Source organism: Methanospirillum stamsii (assembly GCF_003173335.1).
In the GTDB taxonomy this organism is placed as follows: domain Archaea; phylum Halobacteriota; class Methanomicrobia; order Methanomicrobiales; family Methanospirillaceae; genus Methanospirillum; species Methanospirillum stamsii.
The window spans coordinates 1-14,367 of record NZ_QGMZ01000026.1 but is presented as its reverse complement, the minus strand read 5'-3'; the positions used below and the strand labels follow the sequence as shown (position 1 = coordinate 14,367).

Below are 14,367 nucleotides of genomic sequence, written 5' to 3'. Positions count from 1 at the left end.
ATAACACAGGTAGATAACCAATGAATACTATCACTTTTTCAGATATTGAAACAGAGATCAAAAAAATTCCTATTGAAAAACTTTCCGAAGTTTACTCAATTATAAGGTCTTATTCTGAAAACCCAGATAAAAGAAACATATCAGACCCTGTGAAAAAAAAATTGAATTTGACAATCAAAAAACTGAAAGGATATATTGATATTCAGGATCTGAAAGATTATCCTCAATTGAAAGAAAGAAAAAAACCAATTGTTACTAATTATGCAAGTACCGTCGATGAAGATATTCTGATGTTCTGCGTGCATGAGCCTGACGGGAATGAAAGATAGAATCATTGTTGACATTTCCGCCCTCATCTCCTATTTCATTGATTCCGAACAAAACCATCAAAAAATTTCACAATATATTCAGGAAAATCCAAACCTTGAATGGATCATAATATCAACGGTTTTTTCTGAATTAATGACCTGGTTACGATTTAAAATCCACCCAAAATATGCCTTACCAATTGGTTCATTTTTACGAGAAAAATGTAACTATCATCTGATCACATGGCTTGAAGATGAGGATACCAGGAATATTTATCATTCTTTTTCTGATAAAAAATGGAGTTACACAGATTGTTCACTTCTGGCTGTATCAAAAAGTATTCATGTTCCCCTAATCCTCACAGTTGATCACCATTTCAATGAGATGAAAAATTTCGGAATTATATCTGTTCCAGAGGATTTCTTATGATGCAGGTAACCCTAACTATGAAACCCCGGGCTAAACCATTTCTGCCGATTGAAGCAGAGATGATAAACCCAATGAATTTTATCGGAAGCCATGACCTTTTTGTCTGGGAAGGGAACAAACAAAAGAGGCTGGAAGATATCTTCACCGTCAGGAAAGAAGGAAATGTAAACTCTCCGGAAAATATTGTTGTCGTACTACGGGGTGATACCAGCCGGGTAAAACGGGTCGGCGAGTATATGTCATCCGGGACGATTATTGTTGAAGGAGATATCGGGATGCATTGCGGGAATTTCATGCGGGGAGGGTTTATTGAGATTCATGGGAATGCAGACGGATGGCTTGGTCGTGAGATGCGGGGAGGATCCATCCTCTGTCACGGGAATGTCGGAGATTACTGCGGTTCCGGATACCGTGGTGAAAAACGGGGGATGAGGGGCGGAAAAATCGAAGTCACAGGAAATGCAGGGGATTACCTGGGAGAATACCTGACTGGAGGCGAAATCCATGTTCATGGAAATGCCGGAATGTTTGCAGGGGCAGAAATGCGTGGCGGATGCTTGATAATCGATGGGGATGCCAGAATTCCAGCAGCGAACATGAGTAAAGGAACCTGTATTATCCGGGGTGAGATCCATGAGATGCTCCCGACCTTTGAGAGGATTGGGGAAAAAGACGGGATGATGATGTATCATGGGGATGTTGCGAACAAGGGGAAGGGAGAACTGATAGTAAAATCCAAAATTACGTGAGTATTAAGAGCTCACAGCATTTATCTTGCATGAGCAAGATAAATATTCCTATTCTGTATTATTATTTATCAAATTATCGTGTTTTCAGCACCTGATTAACAAAGGAGATTTATTTTGAGAATATCTGTAATAGGCGGGGGGTATGTAGGCCTGGTGACTGCGGCATGCTTTGCAGAACTTGGTCATGATGTCCGGATTATTGAGATTGACAAAAGGAAAGCAGAGCAGATAAATGCAGGTAAACCACCGATATACGAAGATAAACTGGAAGGAATCCTGAAACAATCAATCGGAAAGAGGCTTTCAGCACAATGCAATTATGACGGGATTAACGATTCTGACCTGATATTCATCTGTGTCGGAACACCACCGCAGGATGACGGATCAGCGGATTTACGGTATATTTTAAGTGCTGCGGAGTCCATAGGGTCTGCACTTTCCGGATCTGACTCATTCCATGTAGTAACCGTGAAGAGCACGGTTCCTCCAGGTACTACCGAATCAGTAGTAGTTCCGGCAGTTCTCCGGAAATCCGGAAAATTTTCAGGTATCATAGGATTTTGTATGAACCCGGAGTTTCTCAGGGAAGGAAAAGCCATCGATGATTTTATGCACCCGGATCGAATCGTGATAGGTGGTCAGTCAGATAAGGCAATTGACGTTGTAAAAAACGCCTATGAAAAACTCGATGCACCGATTATAACAACATCGCTGAAAGCAGCGGAGATGATTAAATATACATCCAATGCCTTCCTGGCAACCAAGATTTCTTTCTCCAATGAGATCGGCAATATATGTAAGAGAATCGGGATTGACGTATATGATGTTATGAAAGGGATCGGATATGACCACCGGATAAACCCATACTTTTTGAATGCCGGTCTTGGTTTTGGGGGAAGCTGTTTTCCCAAGGATGTCATGGCACTCATTCGTCTGGCTGAAAGGAATGGTGAAGAGCCCATCCTCCTCAGATCAGTTATTGATGTGAACGAGCACCAACCAGGTCGCATTGTAAAAATCCTGTACGAGAGAATCGGGGAAATAAAAGGCAAAAAAATTGCGGTTCTCGGGCTGGCATTCAAAGATAACACCGATGATGTCAGGGATTCACGATCAATCCCGGTAATTGAAGAGTTGCTTCAAAAGGAAGCGAACATATCTGCATATGATCCAATGGCAACCGAAACGATGAAGAAAATTTTCCCGGATTTATCCTATCATTCCTCTGTAGGTGATGCACTTGAAGGGGCAGATGCCTGCCTTGTTCTGACTGAGTGGCCTGAATTTTCCAGACTCAAAGACGAATTCAACCGGATGAAAAACCCGGTTGTTATTGAAGGACGGAAAATCCTATCCGGCTTTGGGACAGAGGGAGTCTGTTGGTAATTATGAGTGGAAATAGGGTAAGAAAAGTAGTAATTCCGGCAGCAGGACTTGGGACGCGGTTTTTACCCATTACCAAAGCTCAGCCAAAAGAGATGCTTCCGGTTGTGGATAAACCGGTTATCCAGTACGTGGTAGAAGAAGCAGTCGCATCCGGAATTGATGATATCATTATTATTACCGGGAGGAATAAGCGGGCAATAGAAGATCATTTTGACCGTTCCATTGAACTTGAGGATAAATTTTCTAACGGAACGGGCTCTCATCACCCTGATTCTTTTATAGATATCACCGAAATCCCGAATATCCATTATATCAGGCAGCGTGAACCAAAAGGCCTTGGAGATGCAATACTACTTACAGAAAAACACTGCAATGATGAACCATTCGTCGTCCTGCTTGGTGATACCATTACCATTGCCCCAAAAGGAGAACTTACCTGCACCTCGCAGATGATCCGGGCATACAATAAATGCAACAAATCAGTTATTGCAGTTGAGCCAGTTCCGGAGTATAAAATTCCTGATTACGGTATAATAGATGGGGAAAAAATTGGTGACGGTCTTTACGAGATAACAGATATCATCGAAAAACCTGCTGTAAGTGAAGCTCCCTCAAACCTTGGCGCTATCGGGTGTTATCTCTTTACTCCGGAAATTTTTGCAAGGTTAAAAGAGACTAAACCGGGAAAAGGAGGAGAGATTCAACTTACCGATGCAATCAGGAAATTGTCCGGATCAGTAGGTCTTGTTACAAACTGCCGGAGATATGATATTGGTGATAAACTAGGGTGGATGACAGCATTTTTTGAACTTGCACTGCAACGTGAGGAATTCAGAGACGATCTTCTGAATATTTTAAGAAAAGATGTCTGTGAAAAGTAGATCCGGGCAGCAATAGTATCAATGGTAATGAACCAAAAGAAAATTTTTAGAGAGAATATTCAGTCTGGAGAATCAAAACATCATGATTAATGGTGATTGGCATCTACTCAAATAATGTGATATAATTGGAGGAAAGGGTTTCTACTTTTCAGGAATATGTCATTGTAATTGCTCTCTTTTCCATCCTCACAGTCATTCTTACATACCCGATGGCTTTTCATATGAGTGATGCAATTGGGAATGGAGATGAGGCATTTACCTGTTGGTCTTTGATTTGGACTACAAAACATATTATCGAAGACCCGGCAAACCTGTTCAATGCAAATATTTTTTATCCGGCAAATGAATATTCTCTTGCCTTATCAGAACATCTTGCAGGGTGGACACTATTTTCAATACCGGTGTATGCTCTTACCCATGATCCGGTATTTACCCATAATTTTTTAAAACTCCTGACATTTGTCCTCTGCGGTTTTGGTATGTACCTGCTTTCATTCAGGTATACCAAAAACCGTTATGCAGCATTTATTGCAGGAATCTTTTTTGCTTTTTTTGCATACCGAACCGGAATACAACTGCATCTTCTCGCAATGCAATGGGTTCCTTTTATGCTCCTTTTTCTCGATCGGTTTTTTTATTCCGTATCCCTTCGTGACATACTGGCATGTTCCCTTTTTTTTATCATGGAGGCGTTGTCCGGGTGGTATGTCGGGATATTCTCCGTAATAATTGGGAGCATTTTCATAGCAGGGTATGTTATACTTGATACAGATGTTCGAAAAAGACTTCTCACCCAAAAGGCACTATGCAGGATACTAATTTCATTAGTCCTGATTAGTATCATTCTATTACCCTTCGCGATTCCATATTTTGAGGCCAGCAAACACTATGATGCCGAGAGAGACATAGACACCCCATTTGATTCATCATGGCCTGTTGATATTCATACCGTCATCGATAAATTTGGCATTGTTTTTCTTATATTCGCAATTATCGGCATAATTCTCCCACTTTCCACTGATACACCAAATAATCAAAACACGATCACCTTTCCAAATCGTATCAGGCAACAAAAAATCCCGATAATTTTTTTTATAATCGGAATTGTCAGTTATATTCTCACGTTAGGACCAATACTAAAGATTTCCGGGACTCCAACAGGTATTTTTTTACCGTATTATTATCTCTATTCCGTCGTGCCATTTATTGCCATAATTCGTGATCTGGCCAGGTTCAGTTTTGTTATAAGTTTTGCCTGTTCTGTGCTGACGGGTTTTGGAGCTGCTGTAATCATCAACCGGGTAAAAAGTGTATCATATAAAACTCCCGTTGCAATTGGGCTTATTCTTCTCACCATTTTTGTCTCGTGGCATGGTCCGGTTTATATGCCGGCATCACTTGCCACTGGTGATCAGGTACCACAGGAATACAGATGGCTCGCCAATCAGACAGGTAATTATGCAATAATTGAACTCCCAACACGATGGGTTGAAGATAACTCTGAATATACGTATTATTCCGTGTACCACTGGAAAGACATGGTAAATGGGTATAGTGGGCGTGACGTTGAGGAAGCATCAAAAATAATGCGGGACACAGGAGCTTTCTTCCCGTCAAACAATACAGTTTCCCTACTTCAAAAAATTGGTGTTAGATATGTATTACTACATGCCGACAGAATTGGAGCGTTACAAAATGTACCAGAAGAAAAATCTGATGAGTTTTATAATTTTTTAATTTCATCAATTAATCACGAGATTGAAGAAAAATTCTATCATACTGTCCGTTTTACAAATTCATTTTCAGATACCTATGTATATGAAATCCTGCCAGAACCAGAAATTTTACCCGATGAAGTAATGTTAATCTTTCAAAGTGGCTGGTTTGGATCAAATATACTTCCCGAATTTTTCCTTAAAAATTCTGGAAAAATAAAAGCATATGCAAAATCTGAAGGGGATTATCAGATCTATTTCCTGGCAGAGCCAACAAATGGAAACAAAAACCTTTCAATATCTGTGAATGGTGTGGATATTGGAACAATAAACGCACTTCCTGGTGGGTTTACTGAAGGAGGAGGAACAATACATCTGAATAAAGGATTTAATGAAATAATTTTTTCCAGCACCTGTACAAAATTATGTGATATACCGGAGATGAATACCATCTCTGACAAATGTTTTAGCTTTAAATTTTCAAATTTATCTGTTTTATAACGAGTAAAAATCAGATTTTCCCTTTTTCATCCTTTTACTAAAACAATTATTCCGCAGACAATAATGATCGCTCCGGAAAGCCTGGGGAAACTGATATTCTCATGGAAAAGAAGGAATGAAGCGATAAAAATGATAACAAAAGTAAGGGCAATAAATGGATACACATATGAAAGATCTGCACGTGATAATGCAATTAACCAAAATACCGTAGATAACCCGTAACACAGTGTCCCTCCAATTACCCAGGGACTGAGCACCATTGGTAGAAGCGTTCCGGCAGAAAAGGATGTTACCGGACCGATGTCTGTCATCCCGATTTTCCAGAGGATCTGTCCAGATGAAGCAAATAAAATCCCTATAAGGATAATAATTATCGTGTTCATTCTTACGATTAGTCCTTTTTAAAAGATAACTGACGTATCCGTTCTTCCAGACGATCCATTTTTTTCGACAGGTAATCGATAATAAGGCCAATTGATGTAAGCTGGATACCAAAAAGCATAAGAAATACTGAAATCAGCGGATAATATTCATGGACAAGATGGTAATGAAATATTCGTTCCTGAAGACTGAACAGCCCGAAAATAAGACCCGCAAAAAGAAGAATTATTCCCGGGACCGAGATCATTTTTGCAAGTGGTGAGGTTTCATGCCATGCTATCGAGAGAAGAGCACGAAACATGCGATATCCATCGCGGACGGGGTGAAGCTTAGATGTTCCAACTCGTTCCCGGTATTCAATAGGGACTTCAGATATGAGATACCCAAGTTTTGCAGCCCTGACCGTCATTTTTGTTTCGAATTCTAAACTTTTTGCATGAACATGAAGTTCTTTGAACATCTCTCTTTTAAAAGCCCGGAAACCGGTCTGACCATCAGAAATATATTTTCCGCTTATATACGTTGCCATTGTTGAGAAGATTGCATTCCCTATACGGTTAAAGAAAGGAATATTGTGTGCTTCGATGTTCCTGACTCCAAGAACAAGATCAGAACCCCTTTCAAGTTCTTTAATAAATTCCGGGATATACCTGGCTGGATAGGTGCAGTCAGCATCGGTGAAAACAATGATATCTCCGGTTGACTGATTCACACCTGTTAATAATGCACCAACTTTTCCCTGGTTTTCTTTATGCTGAAAAACATGGATTTTCCCGCTTGCATATGAACATGCAATGTCATAAGTTGAATCATTTGAACCATCATCAACAACGATTATTTCATCCACATAGGGAGAATATTCCTCGATGACCGGACCAATAGCCTCCTTTTCATTATATGCAGGCACAATGAGTGAAATTGTCATGTAAAAAATCCTTTTTTAATTTCTATTGGAAAACAAACGGGTGCTATTAATCATTACAACCTCTTAATGTCAAGTACTCTGAATGTACCGTCATGAAAGATAATAATGCAACTGTTTTCATTTTGTGTATTGCCATCCGGATGAGTTTTTTCATACATGAAAGACAATATAATGGAGAAGAAAAATATGACTCATTCTTCACAATCAGATATAGAACAAATTTTAAACGGGATATCAGATATCTCTTTTGAAAGTAAGACGGTATTGATTACCGGCGGATCCGGATTCCTGGGTTCGTGGATGTGCGAGACGCTTCTTAATAAAGGGGCTGAAGTGATCTGTCTGGATAATTATGCATCAGGAAAAGCAGAAAATACTGATCATCTGAAAACCCATCCGAAGTTTACCAGGATTTTCCATGACATCTCGAAATCGTATGATCCGGGGAGAAAAATTGACCTAATCTGTCATCTTGCTTCACGGGCAAGCCCGCTCGAATTTGAGCATTACCCAATCCAGATACTAAAATCCAATACCCTTGGAACGATGAATGCCCTTGGAATCGCCAAGAAATATGAAGCAGCATTCTTATTCACCTCAACCAGTGAGACCTATGGAGAGGCAGCGATTTTCCCAACTCCGGAAACCTATCGGGGAAATGTCAATACCCTTGGTATTCGTGGTTGTTATGATGAAGCCAAGCGGGCAGGTGAAGCATTTTGCATGGCATATTTCCGACAGCACGGGCTAGATGTCAGGATTGCAAGGATATTTAATACCTACGGGCCGGGAATGAGATCAGACGGTCATTATGGGAGAGTCATCCCCAGGTTCATGGATCAGGCTGCAAATAATCAGCCTATAACCATTTTTGGGGACGGTAAACAGACCAGGTCATTCTGCTATGTTACTGATCAGATAACCGGCCTTCTCCGGCTGGCAGTTCTTCCGGGGATTTCAGGAGAAGTGGTGAATATTGGTAATCCGGTAGAGTGGACCATCCTCGAACTTGCCCGGATGATTATTGAGCTTTGCGGTTCATCATCAGAGTTGACCTATCAGCCGATGCCTCCGGATGATCCGACACGGAGGGTTCCGGATATTACGAAGGCAAGGGCGACACTCGGATGGGAACCGAAGGTGGAGTTAAGGGATGGACTCTTGAAGATGATGAATAAAAAATAAATAAAGAACCATTCGACGGTTATTTTTTACGAACTGGGAGATTCATATCTCTCCTTTTCTCACACACCGGTCACTGGAAAAAACCAGGACCCATTTCTTCAGATTTGGGATTAAGGATAATTCCGGAGATGATGTATACCGTTTTAGTTGTTCGATTCCCTGACTGGCTGCCTGCTCTATCTCCTCATCAGAACTCTGGCCCTTTTTCAGATACTTTAGTTCGAAGAGAGCGTAATAATCCGGGTGCCAAGGGTCTCTTTTCAGGAGGGCAAGATCAATATAACCACCCGGAACTTCATATTCCGATTTTACCAGGTACAAACTACTCATGTTTGCATATGCAAAGATTGCAATCTTGATGTATTTCTCATCAAACCCAATAAAATCACGGTTTGAAAAGGCATGAAGAAGTTCTTCGATAAGAACTATTAATTCGTCACATGACCCTGCATATGCAATCTGGTACATAGCATCCCGGATCCGGTCAGGTTCTACCCGAAAAGGTGCCTCTTTTGCGATAAGATCAAGGAAAAAGTCATAGTATAATCCTCGGATGACATAGTTTGGTATCTGGAGAGAGACTGCTCCGGGAAGGCTCTCACGAATGGAAAGCAGACCAAGATAAAAAAGAAGGGATTTAAAATCGTCTTTAGAAAAAGGCAGATCCATTGAGAATATGTCGGTAATGTTCGCAGATACAAATCCGGTTGTAACAATTTCTTTTAGTACACTGATATTTTGATCTGGATCTTTGATTCGCAGGAGATTGCCTAGTTTTCCGTAATCACTTGCAATATTCGTATCAAGAAGACTTTTTGGAGGTGTTTGAAAGATCTGATATTGTTTTATATAGTAAAGAACCATGTCGCTATTAAATAGTCTTTTTTCTTCAGTCTCACAAAAAAGATACCCATCATAATATTCCTGCAGGGTTATTTCAACCATATTATAATCAATATCTCCCGGGATTGTTTGTAGCAGTAATGAGTGGATTTCCTCTCTGGAAAATCCCATAATCGTATTCATCAAGGGCGATCTTGAGATATTGTCTGAAATATTAAATCCGGAGGTCAGGCTGTCAAGGGTGACTGGTGAGACTCCGGTAATAAATATCCGGCTGACGATGGTTGCGGTGGCTTCTTTTAATACTTCATACCATTTTCTGATAAATCCATTTCTACCGATAGTATTCTGAAAAATATTGAAATTAAAACTTAACAGTTCATTTGCAAAATGATCATATTCATCAATAATGATAAACAACTGACCATCTAACCGAGTTGATACCAGATTGAAAAACTCAGATAACTGATCTGCGGCTGAACCTGAATTGGAAATTTCAATGCTAATATTATATCGTTCAATAAATAAATTTAAGGCATTTCTCGTCTTTCTACGAAAGCTTTCATAGAGTTCTCCTTCTGATTCAGATGCAATTCCGGAGAAATTAAAGTTTAATACATAGTAAGAATTCCTTCCGGGTGTTGGATTTTGTCCGATATCAGTATGTAAAAAAAGTGCCGGAAAATTATCTTTTTCCGCAATATCATAGTAATAATTCAGGAGGGAAGCAAAAAGGCTTTTTCCAAATCTACGGGGACGTAATAGGATAACAAAGGGGCTGGGATAGTCTTCAAGGATCCGGATGTACCGGGTTTTATCGACATATGCATATCCTTCAAGGGCGATCGTCCGGTAATTGCTGATACCATACGGGATTTTCAGGAGAGTCATTTTTTGGATTGTATGAATGTAATAGTATTCTCACTGACTGCTCTTCAGATTGTCTAAATCCGACACTTCCTCTTTTCTTACACAACGGTCACCAGAAAAGACCAAAACCCATTTCATCAGATTCGGGATTGAGGATAATTCCGGAGATGATGTATACCGTTTTAGTTGTTCGATTCCCTGACTGGCTGCCTGCTCTATCTCCTCATCAGAACTCTGGTTCTTTTTCAGGTACTTTAGTTCGAAGAGAGCGTAATAATCCGGGTGCCAGGGATCCCTTTTCAGGAGAGCAAGATCGATATAACCACCCGGAACTTCATATTCTGATTTTACCAGGTACAAACTACTCATATTTGCATATGCAAAGATTGCAATCTTGATGTATTTCTCATCAAATCCAATAAAATCACGGTTTGAAAAGGCATGAAGAAGTTCTTCGACAAGAACTATTAATTTGTCACATGACCCTGCATATGCAATCTGGTACATAGCATCCCGGATCCGGTCAGGTTCTACCTGAAATGGTGCCTCTTTTGCGATAAGATCAAGGAAAAAGTCATAGTATAATCCACGGATGACATAATTTGGTATCTGGAGAGAGACTGCTCCGGGAAGGCTCTCACGAATGGAGAGCAGGCCAAGATAAAAAAGAAGGGATTTAAAATCGTCAGATGAAAAGGACTTTTCCATCGAAAACTGCTCAGTCATCTGAACGGATGTCATACCAGTACTCACTATTTCCTTTATTACTTCAATGTTCTTATCAGGAGTTTTCAATTGGAGAAGATTTCCTATTTTGCTATAATCGCTTGCGATATTAACATCTATTAGTTTTTCAGGAGGTTTCCCAAGGTCAAGATATGAATGCAGATAATAGAGTATCATATCACTATTAAATAGACGTTTTTCTGCTTGTTCACTGAAAAGATACCCATTATAATATTCCTGAAGGCATTTTGATATTTCAGGATTTACAGTGCCTTTAGGAAGAGTTCTCGAAATGAGAATTGATATTTCCTCTCTTGTAAAACCCATCATCTCATGTAACTGATGAAACCGGGTAACATTTCTCCCGATATTAAAGCCGGAGGTGAGACTATCAAGAGTTACAGGTGACACCCCGGTTGCAAAGATGCGATGTACTATTGTTTGTGTTGCTTCCTTTAGGATTTCATACCATTTTCGGATAAATCCATTTCTGCCGATGGTACTTTGAAAAACAGGGATATTGAAACTTAATAATTCATTCGCAAAGTGGTCATATTCATCAATGGTAACATAAACCGACCCATGTATTTTTGCTCCGAGGATAGTAAAAAATTCTGATAACTGGTCTGCGGCTGAACCATTATCACTCAATGTAATTTCCAGATGATACCGGTTAATAAATGAAAATAACGAGTTACTTGTTTTACGGATAAAACTTGATTCTAATTGGGACTCAGATTCAGATGAAATTCCTGAAAAATTAAAACTAAGAACATAGTAACTGTTCCTTTTTTCAGTTGGTTCCATCCCAATTTCAGTGTCTGAAAAAAGCCTTTGAAAATTATCTTTCTCTGCGATGTCATAATAGGAACTGATCATCGATACGAAAAGGGTTTTTCCAAACCGTCTTGGGCGAAGAAAGAAAAGATAGGGGCTGGGATAGTCTTCAAGGATCCGGATGTACCGGGTTTTATCGACATATGCATATCCTTCAAGGGCTATCGTTCGATAATTACTGATACCATACGGGATTTTTAGGAGGGTCATTTTTGGAATGTATGAATGCAATAGTTTTCTTACTGACTGTTCTTCAGGTCGTCTAAATCCGACACTTCCTCTTTTCTCACACACCGGTCACCAGAAAAGACCAAAACCCATTTCTTCAGATTCGGGATTGAGGATAATTCCGGAGATGATGTATACCGTTTTAGTTGTTCGATTCCCTGACTGGCTGCCTGCTCTATCTCCTCATCAGAACTTATACTCTTTTTCAGATACTTTAGTTCGAAGAGAGCATAATAATCCGGGTGCCAGGGGTCTCTTTTCAGGAGGGCAAGATCAATATAACCACCCGGAACTTCATATTCTGATTTTACCAGGTACAAACTACTCATGTTGGCATAGGCAAAAATGGCAATCTTGATGTATTTCTCATCAAATCCGATAAAATCCCGGTTTGAAAAGGCATGAAGGAGTTCTTCGATAAGGGCAGTTAATTTGTCACATAATCCTGCATAGGCGATCTGGTATATCGCATCCCGGATTCTGTCCGGTTCTATCTGAAAAGGGGCCTCTTTTGCGATAAGATCAAGGAAAAAGTCATAGTATAATCCGCGGATGACATAATTGGGGATCTGGAGAGATACTGCTCCGGGAAGACTATCGCGTATAGTCAGAAGACCCAGATAAAAGAGAAGAGATTTGAAATCATCTTTAGAAAAAGGCAGATCCATCGAGAATTGATCAGTCAGGTGGGAAAAAATATTATTGTTGGAGACAATATCCTTTATTACCTCGTAATTCTGGTCAGGATTTTTCAACCGGAATGTGTTACTTAATTTACCATAATCACTGGAAATATTGGTGTCCAGAAGCTTTTTTGGGGCTTCGTTCAGGGTTTGCATTTGTTTTAAATAAAAGAGAACCATATCACTATTATAAAGGCGTTCTTTTGCATCTTCACTAAACAGATACCCGTCATAATAAAATTTTAATAACCCTGTCATTGGGGAAATTGATATTGATGAAGATATCGTTGATTCTATTAACTGGACTAACTCCTTCTCCGTAAACCCCACCATCTCATTGAATAATGGAGATCGGGTAAGATCATCAGCAACATTAAATCCTGATGTAAGACTATCCAGTGTGACTGGTGAAACTCCAGTTACAAATATCCTGTCAACCATTGTTTTCGTTGCACGTTTAAGAACTTCATACCATTTCCGGATAAAACCATCTCTACTGATTGTACCCTGAAATAAATCTATATGAAAACTCAGTAATTCATTTGCAAAGTGATCATATTCATCAATGATCACAAATATTGGACCATTTATTCTCGTCGAAATGATTGAGAAAAATTCAGTCAATTGATCTGCTGCTGAACTTCTTTCACCCAGGGTCAATGGAAGATTATATCGTTCAATAAAGTTTTGCAGGGAGAATCGGGTGTTGTTGAAGAAACTACGTTCGAGATCTGATTGAGTAGAGGAAATAATTCCAGAAAAATCAAAACTTAATATATAGTATTTTCCACATTTTATCGTCGGATCTTTTCCAATTTCTGTTCCTGAAAAGAGGTCATTAAAATTATTTTTTTCACTGATATCGTAATAATAATGTAAAAGTGATACAAAGAGGCTCTTTCCAAACCGCCTTGGCCGAAGGAATATTTGGTAGGGGCTGGGATATTCTTCAAGGATCCGGATGTACCGGGTTTTATCGACATATGCATATCCTTCAAGGGCAATCGTCCGGTAATTGCTGATACCATACGGGATTTTTAGGAGAGTCATTGCGATATACTAATCATTGTTTCCGGTTATTCTTATGAGTATCCCTTTTTCCGGAATATTGTTTAATGGATAGCGAAATTTTGAGATAATGATTTTGAGTGGAAGACATCGCATATATTTGATAAGTTTATCACAAATTATCACAGATATACCATATTTACTGTCCTCCAAGAAAATCCGGTCTGATTGGTTTTAAGTTATTTATATAGAGCGACGCTATCGCACATAAACGATAATTTCATTAATATTTATCGTCCATATACGATAACTTAATCATTGTAAAAACCCTTACTTCTTTATATGGATACCCGGGCAAAATTAAAAACTGCTATCATTGAATGGCAGGAGAGTTCTTTGCCGGAAATACATCACAGACAATACCAGGTACAGATGAATATTCCTCATATCAATGACATTATCGGGGTTCGGAGATCCGGAAAGACATACCTGATGTATCAGATGATTACCGGATTAATCAACCAGGGAGTTCCAAAATCATGTATTTTATATCTCAACCTTGATGATGACAGACTCCAGCCAATTGTGGGAGATGAACTTGCTCTCTTAACAGATATATTCAGAGAATTGTTAGTATCAGACAATGAGACCTGAACTCGGCTGAGTTAGGGATGACTTTCGGATAAGTTTTCCTCCAATTTTCAAACACAT

13 protein-coding genes are annotated in these 14,367 nt (G+C 39.5%); 8 read left to right on the top strand and 5 right to left on the bottom strand.

What is annotated here, in order from left to right; translation table 11 throughout:
- The first annotated feature begins 20 nt into the window (after positions 1–20).
- The 6 genes from DLD82_RS11990 to DLD82_RS11965 all read left to right on the top strand — a co-directional run bounded on the left by DLD82_RS11990 (position 21) and on the right by DLD82_RS11965 (position 5,970).
- Complete coding sequence (locus DLD82_RS11990; RefSeq protein ID WP_109941362.1) at positions 21–329, top strand: hypothetical protein; 309 nt, start codon at positions 21–23, stop codon at positions 327–329.
- On the top strand, positions 319–738 hold the full coding sequence (locus tag DLD82_RS11985; RefSeq protein ID WP_181391413.1) for a type II toxin-antitoxin system VapC family toxin: 420 nt from the start codon (positions 319–321) through the stop codon (positions 736–738). Before DLD82_RS11990 ends, DLD82_RS11985 begins: the two co-directional genes overlap by 11 nt.
- Positions 739–755: 17 nt before the next feature.
- A complete protein-coding gene (locus tag DLD82_RS11980; RefSeq protein ID WP_245920433.1) occupies positions 756–1,487 on the top strand; it encodes a formylmethanofuran dehydrogenase subunit C in 732 nt (243 codons plus the stop codon).
- Between the two features lie 114 nt (positions 1,488–1,601).
- Positions 1,602–2,873, top strand: a complete 1,272-nt coding sequence (locus DLD82_RS11975) for a UDP-glucose dehydrogenase family protein (RefSeq protein ID WP_109941359.1) — start codon at positions 1,602–1,604, stop codon at positions 2,871–2,873.
- Between the two features lie 2 nt (positions 2,874–2,875).
- Entirely contained in the window at positions 2,876–3,754 is an 879-nt protein-coding gene (gene galU / locus DLD82_RS11970; protein WP_109941358.1) for a UTP--glucose-1-phosphate uridylyltransferase GalU, read from the top strand.
- Positions 3,755–3,879: 125 nt separating this feature from the next.
- On the top strand, positions 3,880–5,970 hold the full coding sequence (locus DLD82_RS11965; RefSeq protein WP_109941357.1) for a hypothetical protein: 2,091 nt from the start codon (positions 3,880–3,882) through the stop codon (positions 5,968–5,970).
- Between the two features lie 26 nt (positions 5,971–5,996).
- Here DLD82_RS11965 and DLD82_RS11960 read toward each other — a convergent pair whose 3' ends face one another.
- Entirely contained in the window at positions 5,997–6,353 is a 357-nt protein-coding gene (locus tag DLD82_RS11960; RefSeq protein WP_109941356.1) for an EamA family transporter, read from the bottom strand.
- 8 nt (positions 6,354–6,361) lie between these two features.
- Positions 6,362–7,276 carry a glycosyltransferase family 2 protein gene (locus DLD82_RS11955; protein ID WP_109941355.1) on the bottom strand — a complete coding sequence of 305 codons (915 nt, stop codon included), beginning with the start codon at positions 7,274–7,276 and terminating at the stop codon, positions 6,362–6,364.
- Positions 7,277–7,432: 156 nt separating this feature from the next.
- Between DLD82_RS11955 and DLD82_RS11950 the strand changes: the two genes are divergently transcribed.
- Entirely contained in the window at positions 7,433–8,461 is a 1,029-nt protein-coding gene (locus tag DLD82_RS11950; RefSeq protein WP_245920432.1) for a UDP-glucuronic acid decarboxylase family protein, read from the top strand.
- 42 nt (positions 8,462–8,503) lie between these two features.
- Here DLD82_RS11950 and DLD82_RS11945 read toward each other — a convergent pair whose 3' ends face one another.
- From DLD82_RS11945 to DLD82_RS11935, 3 genes are read right to left on the bottom strand one after another with little or no spacing between them, the layout of a single operon-like run.
- A complete protein-coding gene (locus DLD82_RS11945; RefSeq protein WP_109941354.1) occupies positions 8,504–10,195 on the bottom strand; it encodes an AAA family ATPase in 1,692 nt (563 codons plus the stop codon).
- A 30-nt stretch (positions 10,196–10,225) separates the two neighbouring features.
- Positions 10,226–12,031, bottom strand: a complete 1,806-nt coding sequence (locus DLD82_RS11940) for an AAA family ATPase (RefSeq protein WP_245920431.1) — start codon at positions 12,029–12,031, stop codon at positions 10,226–10,228.
- Positions 11,977–13,698 carry an AAA family ATPase gene (locus DLD82_RS11935; protein ID WP_109941353.1) on the bottom strand — a complete coding sequence of 574 codons (1,722 nt, stop codon included), beginning with the start codon at positions 13,696–13,698 and terminating at the stop codon, positions 11,977–11,979. Before DLD82_RS11935 ends, DLD82_RS11940 begins: the two co-directional genes overlap by 55 nt.
- Positions 13,699–13,998: 300 nt before the next feature.
- On the opposite strand from DLD82_RS11935, the gene DLD82_RS11930 reads away from it, so the two are divergent.
- Positions 13,999–14,310, top strand: a complete 312-nt coding sequence (locus DLD82_RS11930) for an AAA family ATPase (RefSeq protein ID WP_109941352.1) — start codon at positions 13,999–14,001, stop codon at positions 14,308–14,310.
- Positions 14,311–14,367: the final 57 nt, after the last annotated feature.